Consider the following 20,664-nt stretch of genomic DNA (forward strand, 5'->3'; position numbering starts at 1 on the left):
AACGTGTCCGAGATCAATGAAAAATCAGCCGTCGCCAAAGAATTGAGCGCGGTCAGCGATCCGACCGTGAAACAGAAAGCGGCCGCAAAAACAGCTCGAATTCCCATCAAGATTGTGCCAATGGAGCAACTCAAGAAGCCCAGCTGGATCCGCGTGAAGGCAGGCTCACCGTCCACGCGCTTCTATGAAATCAAGGAAATACTGCGCGAACACAAGTTGCACACCGTGTGCGAAGAAGCGTCTTGCCCCAACATTGGTGAATGCTTTGGCAAAGGCACGGCCACCTTCATGATCATGGGCGACAAATGCACCCGCCGCTGCCCTTTCTGCGATGTGGGCCACGGCCGCCCCGACCCGCTGGATGAAAACGAGCCCCTGAACCTGGCCAAAACCATCGCCGCCTTGCGCCTGAACTACGTGGTGATTACATCCGTAGACCGCGACGACCTGCGCGACGGTGGCGCTGGCCATTTCGTGGCCTGCATTGAAAAAACCCGCGAATTGTCACCCAACACCAAAATTGAAATTCTGGTGCCCGACTTCCGGGGTCGCCTTGACCGTGCGCTTGGCATTTTGAACGCTGCGCCACCCGACGTGATGAACCACAACCTGGAAACCACCGCGCGCCTGTACAAGGAAGCCCGCCCCGGTTCGGACTACAAACATTCCCTGAAGCTATTGCAGGAATTCAAAAAGACACACCCCGACACGCCGACCAAAAGCGGCATCATGGTTGGGCTTGGTGAAACCGACGAGGAAATTTTGCAGGTCATGCGCGACATGCGCGAACATCAGGTCGACATGATCACGATTGGCCAGTACCTGGCCCCATCAGGCCACCACCTGCCAGTGCGCCGCTATGTGCACCCCGATGTGTTCAAAATGTTCGAGGAAAAAGCCTATGAAATGGGCTTCACCCACGCGGCCGTGGGTGCCATGGTGCGCAGTTCATACCATGCCGATGAACAGGCGCATGGGTTGGTTTAACGCTGGGGCTACTTAAAGCTCCCGCTTGTCCGCACATTCACCCAGGCTGCCATCCAGCCTGCAGCGAATTCGCTTGAGAATTTTCATCATCTCGGGATCGTAAAATCCATCCGCGGTCATCTGGATTCTTGATTCCCGCATCAACACATCGTACTTGGCGCGGTCAGCATCGGGAATGTCCAGCCAGGCTGCAGTGGGTACGCCTTTTTCCGAGGTGTCCACCAGCGCGATCGCACGGTCAAACTGTTTCTGTGTCCACTCGCGTGACTTCTGCCCATAGCCCTCGGGAAACTTGTCTTTTCGAATCAAAATATTGGCAGTCAATTGCACCAGGGGGAAACGGTAAATACCGCCCTTGGTGCCAATGCCCTTGTACAACTCCAGTGGCTGGTAGGCAATGGCGGGGGCCGCAATAATATCAACCTGCCCGTTGTTGAATTTGGTGCCGAAGTTGATCACCTCGCTGGCCACGGGTTGTGCACCCAGTTGCTGCACCATCTTGGCCTGTGACTTGTCGTAATCCAGCACAGCGATTTTTTTGCCAGCGGCTTTTTCCACTGAATTGATGGCACGGTCGTTCACCATTACATAGGCCGCGCCAATTGGCAAAATGCCAGCAACTTCAAACAAACCCGATGTCATTTTTCCGGCCAGTTTGGCATTGCTCATTAAATCAATCACAGTGCGCAAATGTTGGTAGGTGGGCACCGCACCAATGGAATCAATGCTGCCCACAAACTTGTTGAACTGGCGACCACGCAAGGTGGAAATGGCAGCAGCATCGCACTTGCCGGTTTTGAAGTCTTCGGCAGCCAGCCGTTCGTCCACATAGGCTTCCAGCTCGATATTGCTCCCCCACGCTTTTGCAGCCACGGCATAATCGCGCGCCTGTGCAAAGGCGGGGCCGCTGCGCCCGGCAATGTCAAAAATACACATTTTGGTGGTGGTGTTGGCTTGGGCTTGAACAGGCAATGCCAAGCCTGTGGCCAGCACAAGAAATGCTGCGACGATGGTTTTCATATTGTCTCCGGTAGGTTCGGGCTTTAATAGAAGAAATAGCCCGGATTATTTTTTTATTCTACAGAAGAATCAATCAACCTCTTCAACCGAAAACCAGGCCGCAGCCAAGGCATCCTGACATGGCGGGTTTGCGCATTGGCTGCTTCCTTCCAGGCCCGCCTGTGTGGCCGGGTCAAGCAATGTGCTGTCGCCAATCAGCCCAAAACCATAATGGTCTTGCAGCTTCAGGTGGGCATAGCTGCGTGGCTTTTCGGTCACCACCACCAAAAACTGGTTTTGCCCGGCAGGCCCGGCGGCCTGCATGGGTTCATTGGCCGGTGGCAGTTGCATGGTTTGCCCCGCAACAATGGTCAGCGTCGGAATGCGTGCATTGGGCAGCAGTTGCAACAGGGTGTTGTCGGATGAACGCACATACACCGCCACATACCCGTTGATGGGTGAACGCACACTAAATTGCAGCAGGTCGTGGCCAATTCGCAGCACGGTCTGTTCCATCTGGATACCCAACGTGTCGCTGGCCTGATTCAACACAGCCTGAAAGGCAGGCTCGACTGCGTTGTCTTGAACAGGTGTTTCTTCAGCCGATGATGTGTATTCAGCCTGGTTGTTGGCCGGCACTTCAATGGCTTGAAGAACAGGTTCCACCGTGGGCAACATGGCCCAATACACCATCGCGCCGATCAAGGCGATTGACGCCAATGTGGACATGGAAAGAAGCATCGTTTTTTTCAATGCTTTGTTGGGCTTTGCCTTGAGTTGCGTGTTGGTTTTTTCAACAGCAGGTGCCTGCGTTTCTTGTGGGGCATCAAACAAGTCAAGCACATCAATGGCGGGCTTTAACAGGTTGTGGCGAAACCGGGCCATGCTGGCGGTGCGGTCTTGGGGTTGTACTGCCAGTGCATGGTCAATGGCCAGGCGAATTGGCATGTTGAAAGGCAAATCGTTGCGGTTGGCCAGCGGGGTGTAGGCGTCATTGACCATGCGCGCTACCGAAGAAGGTGGGGTTTTGCCCGTGATCAGGAAATGCGCCACGGCAGCCAGGGCGTACACGTCTGTCCACGGGCCCTGTGTCATCGAGGGCACCTCGGCGTACTGCTCAATGGGGGCGTAGCTGGCTTTCAGAATGACGGTGAAGGGTTGCGACACCGTTCCAATTGCACGGCGTGCAGCGCCGAAATCCAGCAATATCGGCAAGCCTGTGCCTTCTTGAATAATGATGTTTTCCGGTGAAATGTCGCGGTGGTAGCACTGCTGCTGGTGCATCACTTCCAGTGCCTGTGTCAATGCTTCAAGCCAGTGCAGCAACTGGTCTTCCTGCAAAGGCTGTGTGCTTTGCTCCACGTACGCTTTCAAGGTAATGCCCTGGTACAAAGGCATCACCATGTAGGCCGTACCTGCCATTTCCCAGAACCGGTACACCTTTACCAAGGCCGCGTGGTCGAACTGGGCCAGCAAACGGGCTTCGTTGATGAAGCTTTTCATGCCCGCATCGAAGGTGCCGCTGTGGCGTTTGTCGCGAACCTGAACCTGCCCGTTTGGCATGCGCACCGCGAGCGAGGCAGGCAGGTACTCTTTCAGGGCAACGAGGCGCTCCAGCATGAAATCCCAGGCTTGGTACACAATGCCAAAGCCACCCACCCCGATCACACCGCGAATCTCGAAGCCCTCAATCACCGTGCCAACAGACAACGGCTGCTGGTTGGCCTCGATATCAGTTGCAGGTGCAGATTGAATGACTGTGTTGTCGTTCATGATTGGGGTTGCTGTTGCAGGCCCAACAGGGCCTCAAATACATGCGCCTGCGGCAAGCCAGCGCATTCCAGCACTTTGTGAATGTGCCCGGCAAATTCGATCCGGAACCACTGGCTGTGCCCGGGTTTGGTTGTGGTGGTGCGGTCGCGTGCCCACTGCAACACGGGCAAATCTGAAAGCGCATGATTCAACCTGTCCAGGCTCCATTCCTCGTTCAAGGCATCTGCGCACAGGCAATGGGCGCGCAAGAACCAGTCGTTCAGGCTTTGCGTGCACAGTTCCAGCGAGGGATGTGCGGGTATTTGCTCCATCAAAATGAATGGAAATTCACGCCCGGCCTTGTCAACAGAAGGCATGATGACGCCAGCGACCAAGTCGCCTGGCAGGGTGTGAACGGTATTTTTGCCCCACACAAAACCGTGCATGGGGGTTTCAAAGTAGGCATGTGTCCATGCCTCACCATGTGTTTCCTGGCCTTCCCGCAGGGTTTTGCTCAGCCACTCGTCGAGCGTGCCCAACAAGTAGGCGGACATGTTCTGGCTAAAGAAATCGCCCACACAGGGCAACTTCCCAAACCACGAAATATTGCGTGTTGTGCTGTTGATGTTCATAGTTGACCAGGGCAGCGAAACTGTCGAAGTTCGTTCAGGCGAAGTGGGTTGAACGCTGAGTTGGCGAGTACCTCGAAGTCAAACTGCTTGCCCTCAAGCGAGAACCGCGCCTTGAACTTTTCGGGTCTTTCGGTGTTTTGAATCACGCTTGCATCAAACAGGCGAAACAGCGCCCACGGGCCGTTGTAGGTTTTGTAGGCACCTTCCGATGCACGAATACGCAGCGTTGCCGAAGGCGACTGGCCCCCCCATTGAATTCGGTGGGTGGGTTGAAATTGTCTGGAAAACATTTTCATATCGCCATTGTTTTCAAGGTAGAACACATCGCTTGGGTTGCTGGAATTGACCAGTCGCATTTCGACTTCAAAACCCGGTGCAGATTTCCCGCCATAGAAAAACACATCGCGAATTCTTGCGGCGCGTTGAAACTGGATCAGCGATGGATTGGCTTGCGCTTGCGACCCATCGCTGAGTGGCTTCAATTTCCAGCTTGGGCCGCCCGTGTCCACCATGCTGGCCAGCCGACTTGAAAAAAACTGGTCCATCAAACCAGCAGGCCCGAAAAACCGTGCAAAGTCGTCGGTCAGCACATCCAGCCCCGAGCCGGGATGAATGGGGTACCGATTGGCCACCGTGCGCTGGCACACCTCTTGAAGTGGCCGAAGGTCAGCGCTTAAGTTTGCGCGTTCGGCCACACGGCCCTGCGCACTGCCTTGCCCGGCCAGTTGCCCCACAATGGCGCGCACGGGTTCGGGCAGTACACCGGCATTCACTTGCAGTGAATCCATGGCGGTGGGCGGGGGCGGTGCTGTTTTGCTTTTCTTCGCACCCGCAATTGCGGCAAGTTGCGCGTACAGGTCATTCAGCAAGGCGGATACTTGCGTGTACGCAGGCGGGCTGCCTTCGAACAGGCCGTTGATGTCACTGAAGTGATCATCCACCTGCTGTTCAAGTGGGGCATCCATCTCAACAGGTTTGAAGTTGGATCCCGCCAGCAAAGCCACATTGGGTGACAGGGCCTGGTTCACTTTCTGATTCGCAACGGCTTCGGCCTTGTCAGTGGACTGGCTCATTTGCCCCGCCAAACGCGTGTTCTTCGACACACCTTCAAGAAACTTTTTCAAAGGTGATTGAGGAGAAGCCAACACACGGGCCAAATCAACGGCCTGGTCAAACTGAAGCGGGCGTTGAATTTGAACGTCTTTCAAATAACGGTCCCAAGTTTGAATGTAGTCGCGAATGTACAACTGCCGTGCCTTGCGCAGCAGGTCTTGTGTACTCAAACCATTCATGGTTTTTGCATCGCCCATTACCCAGCTTGCTTCGTCGCTTAAGCGTTTGGCTTCCAACGGCAGTTGTGCAAGAAAGTAGCTGACGTATGTGTTTCGTGTGTACAGGGCTTGGACACCCTGATTCAGCGACTGCCCACTGGGCCGCGTAAAAATACCCGCAGCACTAACCCCCACGGTTTGAATCAGGTTGAAATCGCTGGCAGGTTCTGGCTTGAAAAACCGGACCATGCGTTTGTACAGTCGTTCATCCAGCGCTTGTGCACCAATAATTTGACGGGCTGTGTCAATCAGTTCCTGGTCTTTTGCAGGCAGGTTGCCGGGCGCACCCAAGGCGATGGCAGCTTGCAAATGCTGGCTGGCCGATTCCCGAAGGGCAGGGTCGTAGCGGGCAAACACATGCTGTTGCCAGTCAAACACCACCCAGGTTGACAAAGCCTGCGCATCAAAATGCTGTGGCGTGTGAATCATGACATAGGCTTTCAGTGATTCATACGCCAATTCCATGTCCTGGTTTAATGCCGCGCGCAAGCGGTCTTCAAGCCGCTTGGCCACATGGGGCATCAGTGCATTGCTCAGTGCGTTGCGGTAGGCCAGTTCTTCGGCCTGTTGCAGTTTGTCATCCTGGTTCAAGCCCAAGTGATGAACCCAGTCATCGGGGGTGGGTTGGGCTATATTTTGCAGCGTGTCCAGCGTTTGAAACAGGGGTTGCAGCGGAGCCTGTGCTTCAGTGGGCAAGGCGGCTGCCTGCGTTGTTGCCGCCTTGCTTCGCGTAAGCGTTTGCGCCATTGCATTGCTGTTGTTGCTGTGGCTTAGCCACCAGCCTAGCGACAAGCCGCTGAACAGCAACAGCGCAGCTGCAAGCCCACCAAAATACAAGCCCTTTTCCAGTAGCGCCTTCTTTTTTACATATGACGCCAAATGCTGTTCTGGGAAAACAACCTGCGACAACACGTCCCGGATGAAAAAACTTTTCCCCTGTCCTTTGTTTGTTGGGTAAGCAGCGTTACCGGGTAACATGGCCGACAAAATTCGATCGAAGACCGTGCCGTCTTGTGTGCCACTGCTTAAATAAACACCACGCAAAGTGACGGGCTTTTCAAACGGGCTTTCTGACTGAAATGCGTCGCGCAGCAATCCTTCAATGGCGGGCTTTAATTGTGCAAATGCCAACGGGAACTCGAACAGTTTGATTCGCCGGTTTTCCTGTTCTTCCTGTGTCATACGCGCGTTCAACTGCTCGCCCAGTCGATCCACCATGTTGGCCAATGCTTGCGGCAAGGTATCTTTCAATGTGGTGTTCAGCAAGTTAGGGTGTTCAAAATTAACGCCCCATGCTTGCGCGCGTTTGGTTTCGTCAAGTCGTCCAAATGTTTCGTTAAAGCCGCTGAGCAAATCGAGTTTGGTGATCAACACATACACGGGTGGGCACATGCCCAAAGCCCGAATCATTTCCTGAAGTCGCAAGGAAATTTTCCCTGCACTTTCCTTGCGCTTGGTTTCAGAATCAAGCAGGTCTTGAACACTCAAGGTGAGCAGCACTCCGTTGACCGGCTGTTTCGGGCGGTGTTTTTTCAACAAACCAAGAAATGAATTCCATGCCACTGCATCTGTGTTCTGGTCAGAGTCCTGTGTTGTAAATCGCCCTGCCGTGTCGATCAACACAGCCTGGTCGGTGAACCACCAGTCGCAATTTCGGGTGCCGCCCACACCCTTGATTGCGTCTTTTCCCATGGGGTCTTGAAGCGGGAAACGCAAACCCGCATTTTTCAATGCGGTGGTTTTTCCACTGCCGGGTGGACCAATGAACACATACCACGGCAATTCGTACAGACCGGGTTTGCTTTGGTACCAGGCTTTGCGTGATTGATGCTGCTTCAGCGTATTCACTGCCTGCGTGAAAATATCCTGCAGCTTGGCCGATTGAACACGTGTCTGTTCATCCTGACGGGTCAGTCCGGCTTTCAGTGCACGCTCTGCCTTGCGAACAGTCCACCAGCGAAACGCGAGCGGCGCAAATACCAGCAAAAAGAGGATGAGGGTCAAGCCGACACGCACCCAGGTGCTTGAGAAAGGCTGGGACTTGCCAATCGACACGATTGGCCCGACAAGCCAAACCAGCGCGGCGAAGCCCAGAAACGCCAACAGACAGAAAACAGATCGCAAAAGCATGGTGAACTCGGTGGGTGTCTTGGTAGGTGTTATTGGGCGTGAATCAAGGTAATTTCAACCCGTCGATTCAAGGCTCGGCCTTCGGCGGTGTTGTTGGTCGCGATCGGATTGGCAGCGCCCGCGCCCTCGGTGGCAATCGCTGTGTTGGGCAAAAAAGGTGCAATACGTTGCCCGACATGTTCAGCGCGTTCTGCCGACAATTGCCAGTTGGATGGAAAGCGGATTGAGCGAATGGGCTGGTTGTCGGTGTAGCCCGTCACGGCGACCTGCCCTGGGTGAAGCGCGAATTCGCGGGCCACTTTTTCCACCAGTGGAATGGCTGTGTTGTTTAGTTCTGCGCTGCCAGAACTGAACAAACCATCGCCCATTAAAACAACAGTCGACCTGTTTCCCGCCTGTTTCAGGGTCAGCAAACCTGCAACAATTTCATCTCGCAATTGAGTGGGAAGTTCCAGCCCCAATTCTGGGACAACGAGTGCCGCTTGAGCCTGAGCAAAGTGTGGTGCAGGCAATGAAATAGAGGTGATTTCAGAAAATACCTGATCGGATTGCGTATTCATGTTGAAGTAAAGTCCAAGAAAAATGGCGGTGCCCAGCGCACTTAAAATACTGACTGGCAACCACAGTGGAATTTGCAAAAAGCGTTTTCCTGATGCAGGTGCCTTTGATTGCCAGAACATGGGGTGTAGTGGGCTTAGCGGATCGAGCGGACTCGATTTTACGAGTTGAAACAACCGGGACCGAAGTTGGCTCAGTGCCAGTTCACCGCCGGTTTCCACCTGATATTTGCCTTTAAATCCCAATCCAAGAACAATCGCCATGAACTCCAGCAAGTCGCGATTTTCTGCGGAGCTCTGTATCATTTTTTGGATCAGCGCAAACACCTTTTCGCCGCCCCATGTTTCACTGAAAAACTGCAGCAACAGGCTGTGGGCAGCCCAAAGACCTGAGCCACCCCACGGCGTGTTGGCGGCGCGTTCATCCATGAAGGTACAGAGCACATAGCGCACTGAAAGGCGTTCGGCCTGCGGACGATCCAGTTTCTCCAGTGTGTGTTCCAGCTCGCTCAAGCCTTTTGACCACGTGTTGGCCAACGCCTTCAGCGAGGGTACTTCTGCCGTGCTGCCCACGGCACATACCATGCGCAACAGCGGGCTGGCATGAACAAGTAGCACGTTTTTGTTTGCGGCCGGGCTTTCCTTGAGTTGTTGCCATGCACTGTCAAACCGAGATTGCGCAAGGGAACGGGATGCCTCGCTGTTGGTGTCGGCCTGAACGCCTGGACCCAGAATGTTGTCCAGTGACTGAATGGCCTGCGAGGCTGGCTTTCCCAGTCGGGGCTTGATGATGGTGCGTTCGCCACCCAGTGCTGAAAATGGATCGTTGGGATTCACAGTAACTGCTCCTGTTCACGGCGCACAGCCCACAGCTCAATTCGCAGTTCAGGCAGGTCGCCTGCGTAATGAATGGCCACATGCCCGGTTTGCTCAAGCATTTTCCAAAGCGGTTCGGCCCGGGTTTCCAGCTGAAAGTAAAAGTGATCTGCGTAATAGGGCAGCGCCGCAGGGCTTTGGTGAATAGCCTTTAAACGAACGCCAGGCAAATTCAGGTTCACCAGGTCGCGCAGTTTTTCAACCGGACCAATTTTGACTGCGCTCGGAAACAGTCGCTGCACGGTCTCTTCCGGTGCCAGCGCATGTACGGTGAGGTAGAAATGCGCATCGGCCAACAGGGTTCGGTCTGCAATTTGCCCAATGTGAATACCACCCTGTTTTTGAACCAGCGGAATTTGAATGGCATGCTGATCGTGCAACCCGGCCAATGCATTTCGAATGGCCGCCAATACCGTTTCAAAGGCCAATCGAAGGTTGTCGTGGTTGTAGTTGGGCGAGAAGTCAGCAGCCGTGTCATCGCCGTAAAGGGTCACAGCGCCCAGGCAGGCCAGCAAGCGAAGGTAGGCCGCCTCGGGGTGCACCTGTTTGCTGTTGAGCAAATGTGCAAATACCAGGCGATGTTGAATACAACTTTGAAGCAGCAGAAAGTCGCCAATCTCGGAACTGTTGTGGCTGCCCTTCCGGATGCGCCGTTGCCTAAGCTGGTCAATTTTGCTTTCCAGCAAGCCAAGCACAGCTTCAAGCACGCGGCGAATGTTTGCGTTGTTCAAGCTGCACAGGCAGGGTTCAATAAAGGCAGCGTTGATTTTCGCGTCGGTGTTTTTCGATTGAAGCAACTCGCACACCGCCAGTTGCACGTGCCCTTCCTGGTGGTTTGCATCCACGCTTAAAAATGTATTCAAGCGCGCAACGTCCACAGCCTGTGGTTCCAGCTCGGGGTCGTACACACTTTGCGCCTCCACCGTTTCTGCCTGAAATTTCATGCGTGCTGTCGTGTCGCTGCTGGTGGCATTCCCGGTTTCATGCCATTGCAGTTGCGGCCCGGCCCAGTGCGGTTTGGCCAGGCTGAGGTAGACCTTGCGGGCCTGTGCATGGTTGGCCAGATCCAGACAAGGGGGTGGCGGATCTTTGTCGGGAATGGAAAAGTAGGTGCCATCCTGAAAATAGCCCGATGCCTTCAGCACACCAACTTTCCCGGCGAGAAGCAGATCAGGGTCCAGTTGCAGCATGTTGAATCCATGGCAGTGGCCATTGAAGTGCGCTGCGCGAACATGAATTTCATGGTCGAAGTAGCGTTCTTGCTGCTGGAAATGTTGGGGCTGAAGGAAGAGGCCTTCGCTCCAGATCACTCGGCTGTTTTTAGTCATATCGGGGGATGAGGTTCACTCTCTGTTTGCTGGGATGTATCACTCTTTGAACGGTTTTTCTCAAAAGGAATAGACTCGATGCCCTAGTCGCGAAAAATCGTAACACGAGAATTTTTAAGGTGATTTTTTTACCTGTGCCCTACCTATATCGGAGTAGCTATGTTTGAGAAACACATTCTGAAGTTCGCTTTTGTTGCACCACTTCTGCTGGTGTTGTCTGCACCTGCCAATGCGGAATCTTTAGTGGTTGATTTGGGCAACACAGTTCCCGCTGCCGAGCAAGTGAAGGAAGGTCTGTTCCCCGAAGAAGCCTGTGAAGAACTGCGTAAAAACGGATTCAAATGCATGGGTTTCAAGCCCGCAGTGCGCTTCTCCATTCCCAATGCACATTTTCAACTGGGCTCTGCTGAATTGCCTGTTGATCTGAAAAAGCAACTGGACGTGTTTGCACAGGTGCTGGGCAACAGGCCCGCCAACACGCCCCCGGTTCTGGTCACAGGGCATGCAGACGCCAGCGGCAATGTCGAATTGAACCAGACCTTGTCAGCCGAGCGCGCCAAGGCCGTGAAGTCTTACTTGATAAACAAAGGTGTTTCGCCTTCCTTGTTGCGAATTGAGGGCAAGGGCGCCGAAAAACTGGTGGATGCCAACAATCCGTTTGCACCGGCCAACCGTCGCGTTGAAATCAGTCGCCTGCCTTGATCTGTAACCAGACCCATCACAATGAATAGATTGATTACACTGAGCGGGTCGGTACCCCTGGATGAAGTTCATTTCAGGTCCGCACGTTTGCATGAATCGTTGTCGGAAAACAGCACCGGCAGCATTTGCCTTGAATCTGATTCTGCCAGTTTGCAAGCGGACGACTTTCTGGGCCAAAACCTTTGCCTTGCCTTCGAAACACGAGAGAAAACACAGCGTTATTTCGATGGCGTTGTGGTGGAAATGGAGCAGGTTTCGCAAGCAGCAGGCGGCCGCTGTGCTTATCGGCTCGAAGTGAAGTCATGGACTTGGCTGCTCAGTAAAAATCAGGAATTCCGGGTTTACCAAAACAAAACGGTGCCCACCATCGTGGCCGAGGTCATTGCACGCCACACCCATCCATCGGTGCGTTTTTCTGATCGCACCCTAGGTGCCAAGCGTGTTTGGGAATACGTGGTCCAGTTTGGTGAAAGCGATTTGAATTTCATTCGCCGAATTCTTGAGCAGGAAGGCGTGTATTTTTATTTTGAACACGCGCAGGGAAAGCACACGCTGGTGCTGGTGGATTCATCCACATCCCATGCGGCTTTCCCCGGTTACGACACGCTGGCCTACGATCCCTCCATTCAGGGCGGGCGCCTTACGCCCGAGGAAATGATTTCAGGCATGACCCTGAAAAAATCGATTGAGCCACCTCGGCACGCACACAGCGACTACAATTTCAAAACGCCTTCTGCATCCTTGCTGGTGAAGTCGCAAGGCAAGGCCGAAGCATACAATTCCGCCTTCGAGGTGTTTGAATACCCGGGCGAATATGAAAACGAAGGCGAGGGCGCGCATTACAGCCAGCTTCGTCATGAGGCAGCACAAAGCCGGCAACTTGTGTTCAACGCAAGCACCGCTGCACGCGGCGTCTCGGTAGGGTACTTGCTCAACACTGTTTGTAAAGACAACCCCGCTTTTTCCAAAAACCTGTTGCTGGTCAGCACGGTTGTCAGCATATTCGAGGCAGAACCCGAAGCGCACAACGGCGCACAGTCCGACTTCAGTTGTGAATTTGAAGCGATCGAATCCAGTCAGCCGTTCCGCCCGGAACGCAAGTCAAGAAAACCCCATGCCAAAGGCCCGTTGCCTGCCTTGGTGGTTGGTCCGGAAGGCCGGGAAATTCACACCGACGAATTTGGTCGCATCAAGGTCCAGTTTTATTGGGACCGCTACGGCAAGCGCAATCAGGACAGTTCATGCTGGGTGCGTGTTGCTTCGCCAGCGGCAGGCAAGGGCTGGGGTTTCATCGCGATTCCGCGCATTGGTCAAGAGGTGGTGGTGTCGTTTGAAGACGGTGACCCCGATCGCCCGTTGGTCACAGGTGTGGCTTACAACGCTGAACAGAATGTGCCTTATCCCCTGCCTGATCACAAAACCGTGTCAGGTTGGCGCTCACAGTCTTCCGAAAAGGGCACACCGTCAAATTTCAATGAACTGCGTTTTGAAGACAAAATTGGCAGTGAGTATGTTTGGTTTCAGGCCGAGAAAGACTACCTCAGCCTGATCAAGAACAACAGCAACACTGAAATTGGCGGACATTCCAACAGCCTCATTCATGGCAACCTGATTGAGGAAATCAAGGCCGATGTATCCCGCACCGTGCTGGGAAAAGTCAGTCAGCAAATTGAGCAGGCTTTGCACCTGACCGTGAACGACGACCTGTTGGCCAAGGTACAGGGCTTGTTGGGCTTGATTAACAACGGGCAAATTGCGGTTAGCACCACCGGGCAATGTTCGCTGAAGTCCGGGGGCAGCACCGACCTGGATGCCAGCGGCAACATGAACTTGAACACCGCGGCTCAAGGTAATTTCAAGGCAGGTTCAAGTTTGAAATTGACCGCAGGCGCAAGCTTGTCGCTCAACGTTGGCGGGTCGTCAATTGTCATTTCGCCAGCGGGCATCACCCTGAGCGGCCCATCCATTTCAGTCAATGGCGCAGGCGGTGGGGCCGGTGCTGCCAGTGCTTCGCCCACCCCGCCAGAAAGTGCGCTGGCTCCCGAGGTGGTTGAGCCACCGGTCGATCCAATTCCTTGATGGGTGCTTAGTACATGTTGTCTGTGTATGGCGTGGCCAGAAGCGAACTGATTTCACAGGGCAATGTGCTGGCTGAATTCCCGCCGTTTTTGGGGCGCCCCGTGGGGGGCACTATTCCGGTGGATTGCAAGGTTGGCGTGGTCGGGTTGGCAGTGGCGGCAGCAAGTTCAGCCAGCATGTGGGCCTGGAAACCCGCCGATCAAGGTTACGTGCTGGTGATGGAAGAAGGCCCTTTCAGTCTGCTTAAAAACCACTTGCGGCGCATGCGCCACATGCAAGACGATTTGGGGCGAAACCGCGTTTGGCCCTGGTTTGACCCACGTTATTTGAAACTGGCATTGGGCACATTGCAAGGTCAAGACCTTGTCGGCCTGTTTGGTCCGGTCAAGTCATTTTGTTTTTCGGCACATGAGGGGCTGGACATTTACCAGTTGCAGTCGGGCAAGCTGCACATCAAGCAGGTGTCGTCATGCTAAGCCTTGATCTAAAAGGCAGGTTTGATTCACTGGCGTACAGCGACCATGTGCAGCGTATTCAGGCCTTGCTGGCCGAGCTGGATGTGAAGCAAACCTACAGCGCAAGCCCGGATTACCCTGTCACAGTCGAAAAAACAATTCATGGCCTTCAAACGCAGGGCATTGACAATGCCTACCACCAGGCATGCGTGCTGTTTAGCGTGTTGATGGGCGGGGTAAGGCTTGAGCAGATGCCCGCAATTTTGCCTGTGTTGGATCGTGTTTTGCACTGTGTGCAAAAGGCGATCCATTTGGGCGCGCCAAAGGGGGCCTATGAACACATTCACACTGTGTTGGCTGGTACGGGTTCGTGTCGGCAAGCCTGGTTGAATGTCGAGCCTGAAACAAATTGCCTGCATCTGCTTTCGCACAGTTTGGTGGAGAATCCGTTTGTTCAGTTGATGTGCCTTCATCAAGGTTTGCCCGGTCAAATGGTCGAGCATCAACTCCACCGCGAGGCAAACTGTTTTCGCACACAATCCGGTTTTCAGCACAAGGTGTTTGGTGAGCATTCTCCCCAAAGCCTGATTGCCCAGGTGTGCCGCAACGCCTTGGCCGAAGACCCACGCGTGGTCAGCCCCACCGCCTTGGTTGAGCACTGTGAACTGGGTATGCTGACGCCCACAGGTTTCGTGGCAACGCAGCAGTTGGAGTTGTACGATGCAAGGCAGGTACAACTGGATTTCACGCAACGCACATTTGAACTGAACGCTGCAATGCAGGCCAAGGTCGAGTCGAATTGGCAAAGCGCGGTGCAACCCAGTTTGCTCGATGACAGCAGTATCCGGATTGCAAGCCCTTGCCTGAATGCCGATCTGCAATTTTGTGCGGGCTGGCAAAAAGGGGCTGCCGGTTTTGAATTCCGCATTGATGCTGGCATGCATGTGCGAATGTCAGCAAACGCACTGGTTTGGGAGGCCAATCTTCAGCATCAGGGGGTGCTGGTCAATTTGGGCATTCAATTGCAGCAGGATCTGGCCATACACTGGTCAATCAAGGAAACAATTCAGACGGGTCAACTTCCCTTAGGTGCGCCCTTGCTGGTTCGCCAGCATGATGCGCCTTTGCATCTGCTTGTTAATCCGGTGCTGTGTGTTGGCAAACCGGTGCTGAATGCAACGGAATTGATTGCCGGTTACCTTGGCCTGAAACTACATGCTCAAATCAATCCTGAAACCCGTCAATTGGGTTTGTTCCTGACCCTGTCGCATTCCGGTTTGATGGGGCACTGGCAAGCGATCGACCCGTTGGTGGGTTGGTGCTGTGGTGTCTGGGAACTGGGTGCTGAATTGACCATGGCGCAATGGGACTTAAGCAATGGATAAAAGCCTGTTGTTGCGTGCGTCCGTTAAAGGTCAGGATGCATTGCTGATGCTCAATGGCATGGTGCTGGGTAAATTGACAGTAGGTCAGGAGCTACGCTTGCCTGTGCATGAATACATACAGTCAGGGGAAAACCGCATTCAGGTCGAGGCCATTTCCTCAACCGCGCAAAACGGTGCCAAACCATTAAGTGCCTGTAATGTCGACGCCCAGGTTCTGGTTGAAATTCAAAAGGATCGAGGGCCAGGCAGTTTCGTGAATGCCAACGTGCTGTTCAGGCTGCAAGGCAGTGTGCTTCGCGGGCAGCGATTCAACAAGAACCGGGTTCTCGATACGCGTGTGGATTTGCCTGTTTCATTTCCCCGATGGCGTTACCTCGATGTGATGCAATCTCCTGCCGATTCGGATGACCAAGAACGGATTCAGGATTTCCTTCTGAAGATGCTCACCTTGTTTCAGGGCCAGAAAGTGTCTGCGCTGTTGCCTTATTTTTCAGTTCGCAATCGGGAAGTTGCGACCGCCTATGGTCTTGACCTTCAACAGGTGCACAGCACTTTTGCCAGCCACCTGGAACAAATGTGTACGCACTGCACACTGAACGACAAGGCCTTGGATCCTGCACAGTGGCTTGTGCGCCCTGTTCGGCAGTCGTCAATTTATGCACTGCTGAATCCTGAACATCAACCCTTGCTTCAATTCAACGCAAATCAGAGCGGCACGCTGCACAAATGGCCCATGCACGTGGGCGTGTTGGGCTCTGAAGTGTTTGTGTTGCGCTAGAAGAGGAATGGCATGAATTCAGGTTTCAGGTTCAAGGTTCAGTCCACTGCAATGGGTGTTCAAGCCCCCACTTCCTGGGCTGTTCCAGAAAGCGGAGGAACGGTCGGGCGTTCCCCGGACTGTGCCTGGGTGCTTGACGATCCGAACCGCATTGTGTCGCGTCAACATGCCCGTGTAGATATTGAAGATGGGCAGTGCCACTGGACAGACCTTGGAACCAACACCACGCAGGTGAACGGCAAGCCCATGCCGCAAGGCCAGCGTGTATGCCTGAAAGCGGGCGATGTGCTGAAAATTGGTGAGCATTTCGTCGTTCTTGAAGCAACTGCGGGCGATTGGTCGGGGCTTGACGAGTTCATGACACCCGTTCAGGTCGACCCACTTGAATCATTGATGCCCGGTGCGGCGCCTTGTTTGAATATCGATGATTTGCTGGCTGAAATGAATGTGCCACAACGCGCCGAGGACGTGCCGCGTGAATCGCTTCTGGCACAGCGAATGTATGTGGGAAAGCAGGGGGCTGTGGAGACCGGCGTCGAGTCTTCACCACCGCGCGTTTTGATTGACCGGTCTGCGGAAGTTGCGCATCTGAAGCACCTGCTTGAAATCAGCGTGCAGGGCTGCATGCGTTTGCTGCAGGCCCGACGGGTTTTTCAACAGGAAATGGGTGGCAACTTGACCACCATTTCCAGCAAGGGAAACAACCCGCTGAAATTCTCCGGTTCTGCAGGCGAGGCATTGCAGCGCTTGCTGGCCGAACCTACACCGGCATACCTGAATGCCGAGCAGGCATTGGAACAGGCTTACAACGATTTGGCAACACACATGCAGCTCGGTGTTGCGCGCATTCAAGCCTTGATCGATCAAGTCAATTCCGAACTGGACCCACAAATAATAATGGATGAGGCGAACCGCAAAGGTGGTGTCACACTGGGCTTGAGCGCCACGCGCAAAGCGAGGTTTTGGGATTTGTACTGCGAACGTTTCAAAAAACTGGGCAGCACATGGAATTGACCATTCAGTTAAGTGAATCCGGATCGGCCAGCCCCTTGCGGTGCCGCGTGGTCGAGCGCAGCGACACAGGTGATCGACAAGAAAATCAGGATACCTTGGGTCATCGCCGTGTGGGCGACTGGTTGGTCTGTGTGTTGGCCGACGGTGCTGGTGGGCACCGGGGCGGTGAGGTTGCATCGCGACATGCTGTCAACGCCATGCTGGACGCATTCACGCAGGCCCCCACTGCCAATGCATCGCAATTGCTTGCAATGGTGCACCGGGTGAACCACGGTATTTTGGAAACCCAGCAGGCGAATGACGAACTGGCCGACATGCACACCACCGTGTGTGTATTGGTGTTAAACCAGCGAAGCAGCGAAGCCGTGTGCGTGCATGTGGGCGACTCCCGGGTTTATCACTTCCAGAACAACTGCTTGAAATTCAGAACCAAAGACCACAGCATTTTGCAGTGGATGACCGACAACGGGCAGATGAAACCGGATGCCACCCGGAACGCCCTGTACACAGCACTTGGCGAGCCGCCACAGCAGCTTCAGGTGGAAGTGTCTTCGCCTTTTGTGGTGTTGTCGGGTGACTGGTTCTTGCTGTGTTCCGATGGAATTTGGGAACATTTCAGTGACGACGAACTTGCCTTGCTGGGCAGTAACCTTCGCAACGACTCCGCGTGTGCAGGGCACATCCACGAGCTTGCCCTGTCCCGCGCGGGGGGAAGAGCCGACAACCTCAGCAGCATTCTGGTGTTCATTGATCAGGCAGGGTAGTTCGATTGGATGATGCAATGCCGATGACCCCATTTTCTGTTTTCAAATTTTGATGTTCCAATCCGGTTCGCCCTCATTTTAAGTGTTGATGTCATGTGTCTTTTCCGAATATTCATTGTGTTGCTGCTGGCTGTGTTGTCTTCTCAGGCCAGTGCGCAAGTGTCGACCCCTGCCCCTTTTCTGAACCCCGAGCCCGCAAAGGAAAACCGCAACACAGAGCCGGAACCCGATATTGACAATCAAGCCGCCAAACAACCTGCGCCCGAACTGGGCAAACCGATGAATGACATGTCACTGAATGTCGCCCGGTATCAGATTGACGGTGTGGACGAAAAGCATCTGGATGACATTGAAGCCCGGCTAAAACCCTACGTGGGCGCCAATCGGTCATTCGAAGACCTGAGCAGTGCCGCACAAGTGGTGACTGCGTATTTGCAGCGTGAACTGGGTCTGTACCTGGCTTATGCCTATTTGCCCGCGCAAGACATCAAGAACGGTGTGGTCACCATCGCCGTGTTGCCCGGTGTGCTGGAATCTGTGGAAGTCGTTTGGCCCGCAGAGGAACTGCGGGTCAGCAAAGGCATTGTGCAGGCGCACTTGAACCGGCTGAAACCCGGCGCCGTGATTCGTGTGGATGAGGTTGAGCGGGTTGTTTTTCTGCTCAACGACTTGCGCGGCATTCGCATGTCATTTGCAATCAAGCCCGGTACCCAGCCCGGCAAGGCTATTCTGGTGGCAACACCCAGCAACGACAGGGTGCTGACAGGCAGTGTGGGGCTGGATGCAAACGGTTCCCGATATGCGGGCATTTACCGGGGTATTGCATCCATGTCTTGGGAAAGCCCACTGGGTTTGGGCGACTCCTTGTCTGTCAGTCATTTGCAGTCTGAAACGGGTGGGCTGGATTTCACCTTGCTCGGTTACACCTTGCCGGTGGGGTCGAACGGCTTGAAATTGGGTGTGAATGTGTCCACCGTGAATTACAAGCTGAACGACGATGATTTCCCTTTGGGCCTGAATGGCGATGCGGAATCAATCGGCGTTTTCGCTTTGTATCCGGTCATCCGGTCACGCAATTTGAACCTGTTTGCGCTGGCAGGTTACGACAAAAAAGAATTCAAAGACCGACAGTCCCTTGCCGACTTGGAAACCGTCAAAGAGGTGGATTCTTTCCGCTTGGGTTTCAGCGGTGATTCCCGCGACAGCGTTGCAGGCGGTGGCTTGAACTTTTTCAACCTGACGCTTGAAAAAAGCAAAGTGAATTATCCCGCTGGCGTGCCCTTCGGTCTGGACGATGAGCTGAAAGCCATGCGCGTGAATTACTCCCTGGGGCGTTTGCAATCAATTCTGCCGGGTAAGTTGATGTTGTGGAGCCTGCTTCGCGGGCAGCACGCAATGGAGAACCTTGACAGCAGCGAGCAATGTTCGCTGGGTGGCGCCACTGCAGTGCGTGCATTTGCCCAAGGTGAAACATCGGGCGACAGTTGCGACCTGTTCACGCTCGAAGCGCGTTACCTGCCTTCCGCCAACTGGTTTGGAAGCTACGCCCGGGAACTGTCATTCAATGTGTTTTATGACCAGGGCCGCGTGCGTTTGCGTGAAGACACCAGTGAACGCCCCAGTGGTTTTGACAACCACGCCGAACTGGCTGGTTATGGCCTAGCGGTGGCCTGGGACAGGGCAGATGTGTTCACGTTCAACCTGAGCCTGGCCTGGGAACTGGCCGGTGTTCGCCGCTCCGACCCCAAGCGCCAAAGCCCCCGAATTTTTGCATCTTATGTTTACTACTTCTAAACAGGTACGCACCATGTACACCCCCAATTTTACACCCAATCGCCCCTTTCCCTTGAAGCCCCTGGCAGCTGCTGTGTTGCTGGTGTGTGCATCGGGAATTCACTCGGCTCCCATACTTGATGTCCCTAATAACGACATTACCGTTGCGCTACCTGATGGAAAAACAACCACTGTGACCCAGCACGTTGGGCGCGCAGTGGTCAAGTGGCAAGAATTTTCAATTGCCGAAGGTGAAGTGGTCCAGTTTATTCAGCCTGATGCAAATTCGGTGATCTTGAACCGCGTGGTGGGTGGCGATCCATCTCAAATTCTTGGTGACTTGCATGCCAATGGCCGCGTGTTCCTGATCAACCCGAACGGCATTGTGTTTGGCGAAAAATCTGTGGTGAGTGTGGGTGGTTTGGTGGCCTCGACTTTGAGCCTGAAGCCTGGGTTTCAAGGCAATGACGATGTGCTTGAATTCCAGGCTGAAACCAGTTCAGGTGGAATTGAAAGCCTGGGCACCATCAACGCCAAAGACATCGTATTTTTGGCACCGGTGATCAACAACACGGGTTCCTTGAAAGCATCTGTAACTGGTGCAGCAGTGAATTTGATTGCAGCAGTGAATTTGATTGCAGCCAGTGAAGTGACTGCCAATATTGGTGGGGCCGATATGGTGTTCACGGTCAAGGCGGGGCATGAGAATGCCTTGATCGATCAGCTTGGGTCGGTTCTGGCGCAGGGCGGAAAAATCGTGTTGCTTGCCAGTTCAACGAACAACGGTGCTGGCAGTGTTATCAACACCGCAGGTGTGAATGAAGCATCGCAAATTACCGTTCAAGGCGACACGGTTCAGCTAACAGGGACTTTTACGGCATCGAATCCTGAGAATGCCTTGCAGGTGAGTGCCAAGACAATTCGTCAGCTTGACGCATTGACCGTGGTGGGTTCCAGCCAACTGATTGCGAATGAAGTGAAGCTGGACAATGAAGGCAACGACTTCAAAGCTCAGGTGAATGTGAATTCATCAGGCCACACCGATTTGCGTGATGCAAACAAGCTGACATTGAACAATCTGAATGCCGGAAGCTTGACAGTCAATGCCACCACGATTGATCA

General features: G+C 54.0%; 16 protein-coding genes. 10 read left to right on the top strand and 6 right to left on the bottom strand.

Going from position 1 to position 20,664, the window contains the following annotated elements; all coding sequences use genetic code 11:
• Positions 1-3: 3 nt before the first annotated feature.
• Entirely contained in the window at positions 4-987 is a 984-nt protein-coding gene (gene lipA / locus V7028_RS03765) for a lipoyl synthase (RefSeq protein ID WP_442918674.1), read from the top strand.
• A 12-nt stretch (positions 988-999) separates the two neighbouring features.
• Here lipA and V7028_RS03770 read toward each other — a convergent pair whose 3' ends face one another.
• The 6 genes from V7028_RS03770 to tssK all read right to left on the bottom strand — a co-directional run bounded on the left by V7028_RS03770 (position 1,000) and on the right by tssK (position 10,592).
• Entirely contained in the window at positions 1,000-2,007 is a 1,008-nt protein-coding gene (locus V7028_RS03770; protein WP_334118767.1) for a putative solute-binding protein, read from the bottom strand.
• Positions 2,008-2,076: 69 nt separating this feature from the next.
• A complete protein-coding gene (locus V7028_RS03775) occupies positions 2,077-3,759 on the bottom strand; it encodes a serine/threonine protein kinase (RefSeq protein ID WP_334118768.1) in 1,683 nt (560 codons plus the stop codon).
• Positions 3,756-4,370 carry a type VI secretion system-associated protein TagF gene (tagF, locus tag V7028_RS03780; RefSeq protein ID WP_334118769.1) on the bottom strand — a complete coding sequence of 205 codons (615 nt, stop codon included), beginning with the start codon at positions 4,368-4,370 and terminating at the stop codon, positions 3,756-3,758. The genes V7028_RS03775 and tagF overlap by 4 nt, the downstream gene beginning before the upstream one ends.
• Positions 4,367-7,831, bottom strand: a complete 3,465-nt coding sequence (gene tssM, locus V7028_RS03785; protein WP_334118770.1) for a type VI secretion system membrane subunit TssM — start codon at positions 7,829-7,831, stop codon at positions 4,367-4,369. Before tssM ends, tagF begins: the two co-directional genes overlap by 4 nt.
• Before the next feature lie 29 nt (positions 7,832-7,860).
• Positions 7,861-9,225, bottom strand: coding sequence for a type VI secretion system protein TssL, long form (tssL, locus tag V7028_RS03790; RefSeq protein ID WP_334118771.1), 1,365 nt, complete (start codon positions 9,223-9,225; stop codon positions 7,861-7,863).
• On the bottom strand, positions 9,222-10,592 hold the full coding sequence (gene tssK / locus V7028_RS03795) for a type VI secretion system baseplate subunit TssK (RefSeq protein ID WP_334118772.1): 1,371 nt from the start codon (positions 10,590-10,592) through the stop codon (positions 9,222-9,224). The genes tssL and tssK overlap by 4 nt, the downstream gene beginning before the upstream one ends.
• 159 nt (positions 10,593-10,751) lie before the next feature.
• Here tssK and V7028_RS03800 point away from each other — a divergent pair, with 159 nt between their 5' ends.
• From V7028_RS03800 to V7028_RS03840, 9 genes are all read left to right on the top strand, one after another.
• A complete protein-coding gene (locus V7028_RS03800; RefSeq protein ID WP_334118773.1) occupies positions 10,752-11,294 on the top strand; it encodes an OmpA family protein in 543 nt (180 codons plus the stop codon).
• A gap of 21 nt (positions 11,295-11,315) precedes the next feature.
• Entirely contained in the window at positions 11,316-13,373 is a 2,058-nt protein-coding gene (locus V7028_RS03805) for a type VI secretion system Vgr family protein (protein ID WP_334118774.1), read from the top strand.
• A 14-nt stretch (positions 13,374-13,387) separates the two neighbouring features.
• Positions 13,388-13,849, top strand: coding sequence for a hypothetical protein (locus V7028_RS03810; RefSeq protein ID WP_334118775.1), 462 nt, complete (start codon positions 13,388-13,390; stop codon positions 13,847-13,849).
• The gene (locus V7028_RS03815) at positions 13,843-15,213 is read left to right on the top strand and encodes a hypothetical protein (protein ID WP_334118776.1); all 1,371 of its coding nucleotides are present in this window, start codon (positions 13,843-13,845) and stop codon (positions 15,211-15,213) included. Before V7028_RS03810 ends, V7028_RS03815 begins: the two co-directional genes overlap by 7 nt.
• Positions 15,206-15,991, top strand: a complete 786-nt coding sequence (locus tag V7028_RS03820; protein ID WP_334118777.1) for a hypothetical protein — start codon at positions 15,206-15,208, stop codon at positions 15,989-15,991. The genes V7028_RS03815 and V7028_RS03820 overlap by 8 nt, the downstream gene beginning before the upstream one ends.
• A 12-nt stretch (positions 15,992-16,003) precedes the next feature.
• Positions 16,004-17,005 carry a type VI secretion system-associated FHA domain protein gene (locus V7028_RS03825; RefSeq protein ID WP_334118778.1) on the top strand — a complete coding sequence of 334 codons (1,002 nt, stop codon included), beginning with the start codon at positions 16,004-16,006 and terminating at the stop codon, positions 17,003-17,005.
• A complete protein-coding gene (locus tag V7028_RS03830; protein ID WP_334118779.1) occupies positions 16,996-17,769 on the top strand; it encodes a PP2C family protein-serine/threonine phosphatase in 774 nt (257 codons plus the stop codon). The genes V7028_RS03825 and V7028_RS03830 overlap by 10 nt, the downstream gene beginning before the upstream one ends.
• Positions 17,770-17,862: 93 nt before the next feature.
• Entirely contained in the window at positions 17,863-19,563 is a 1,701-nt protein-coding gene (locus V7028_RS03835) for a ShlB/FhaC/HecB family hemolysin secretion/activation protein (RefSeq protein ID WP_334118780.1), read from the top strand.
• Between the two features lie 13 nt (positions 19,564-19,576).
• Positions 19,577-20,664 (top strand): two-partner secretion domain-containing protein (locus V7028_RS03840; RefSeq protein WP_334118781.1); only part of this gene is annotated, 1,088 nt, incomplete at its 3' end.

This window comes from Limnobacter sp., assembly GCF_036846585.1.
Classification (GTDB): Bacteria; Pseudomonadota; Gammaproteobacteria; order Burkholderiales; family Burkholderiaceae_B; genus Limnobacter.

Coding starts and splice junctions, on each gene's coding strand:
- V7028_RS03775 (WP_334118768.1), bottom strand. CDS start 3,759: ATGAACGACAACACAGTCATTCAATCTGCACCTGCAACTGATATCGAG.
- tagF (WP_334118769.1), bottom strand. CDS start 4,370: ATGAACATCAACAGCACAACACGCAATATTTCGTGGTTTGGGAAGTTG.
- tssM (WP_334118770.1), bottom strand. CDS start 7,831: ATGCTTTTGCGATCTGTTTTCTGTCTGTTGGCGTTTCTGGGCTTCGCC.
- V7028_RS03770 (WP_334118767.1), bottom strand. CDS start 2,007: ATGAAAACCATCGTCGCAGCATTTCTTGTGCTGGCCACAGGCTTGGCA.
- V7028_RS03805 (WP_334118774.1), top strand. CDS start 11,316: ATGAATAGATTGATTACACTGAGCGGGTCGGTACCCCTGGATGAAGTT.
- V7028_RS03820 (WP_334118777.1), top strand. CDS start 15,206: ATGGATAAAAGCCTGTTGTTGCGTGCGTCCGTTAAAGGTCAGGATGCA.
- tssK (WP_334118772.1), bottom strand. CDS start 10,592: ATGACTAAAAACAGCCGAGTGATCTGGAGCGAAGGCCTCTTCCTTCAG.
- V7028_RS03825 (WP_334118778.1), top strand. CDS start 16,004: ATGAATTCAGGTTTCAGGTTCAAGGTTCAGTCCACTGCAATGGGTGTT.
- V7028_RS03830 (WP_334118779.1), top strand. CDS start 16,996: ATGGAATTGACCATTCAGTTAAGTGAATCCGGATCGGCCAGCCCCTTG.
- V7028_RS03815 (WP_334118776.1), top strand. CDS start 13,843: ATGCTAAGCCTTGATCTAAAAGGCAGGTTTGATTCACTGGCGTACAGC.
- V7028_RS03835 (WP_334118780.1), top strand. CDS start 17,863: ATGTGTCTTTTCCGAATATTCATTGTGTTGCTGCTGGCTGTGTTGTCT.
- V7028_RS03810 (WP_334118775.1), top strand. CDS start 13,388: ATGTTGTCTGTGTATGGCGTGGCCAGAAGCGAACTGATTTCACAGGGC.
- V7028_RS03800 (WP_334118773.1), top strand. CDS start 10,752: ATGTTTGAGAAACACATTCTGAAGTTCGCTTTTGTTGCACCACTTCTG.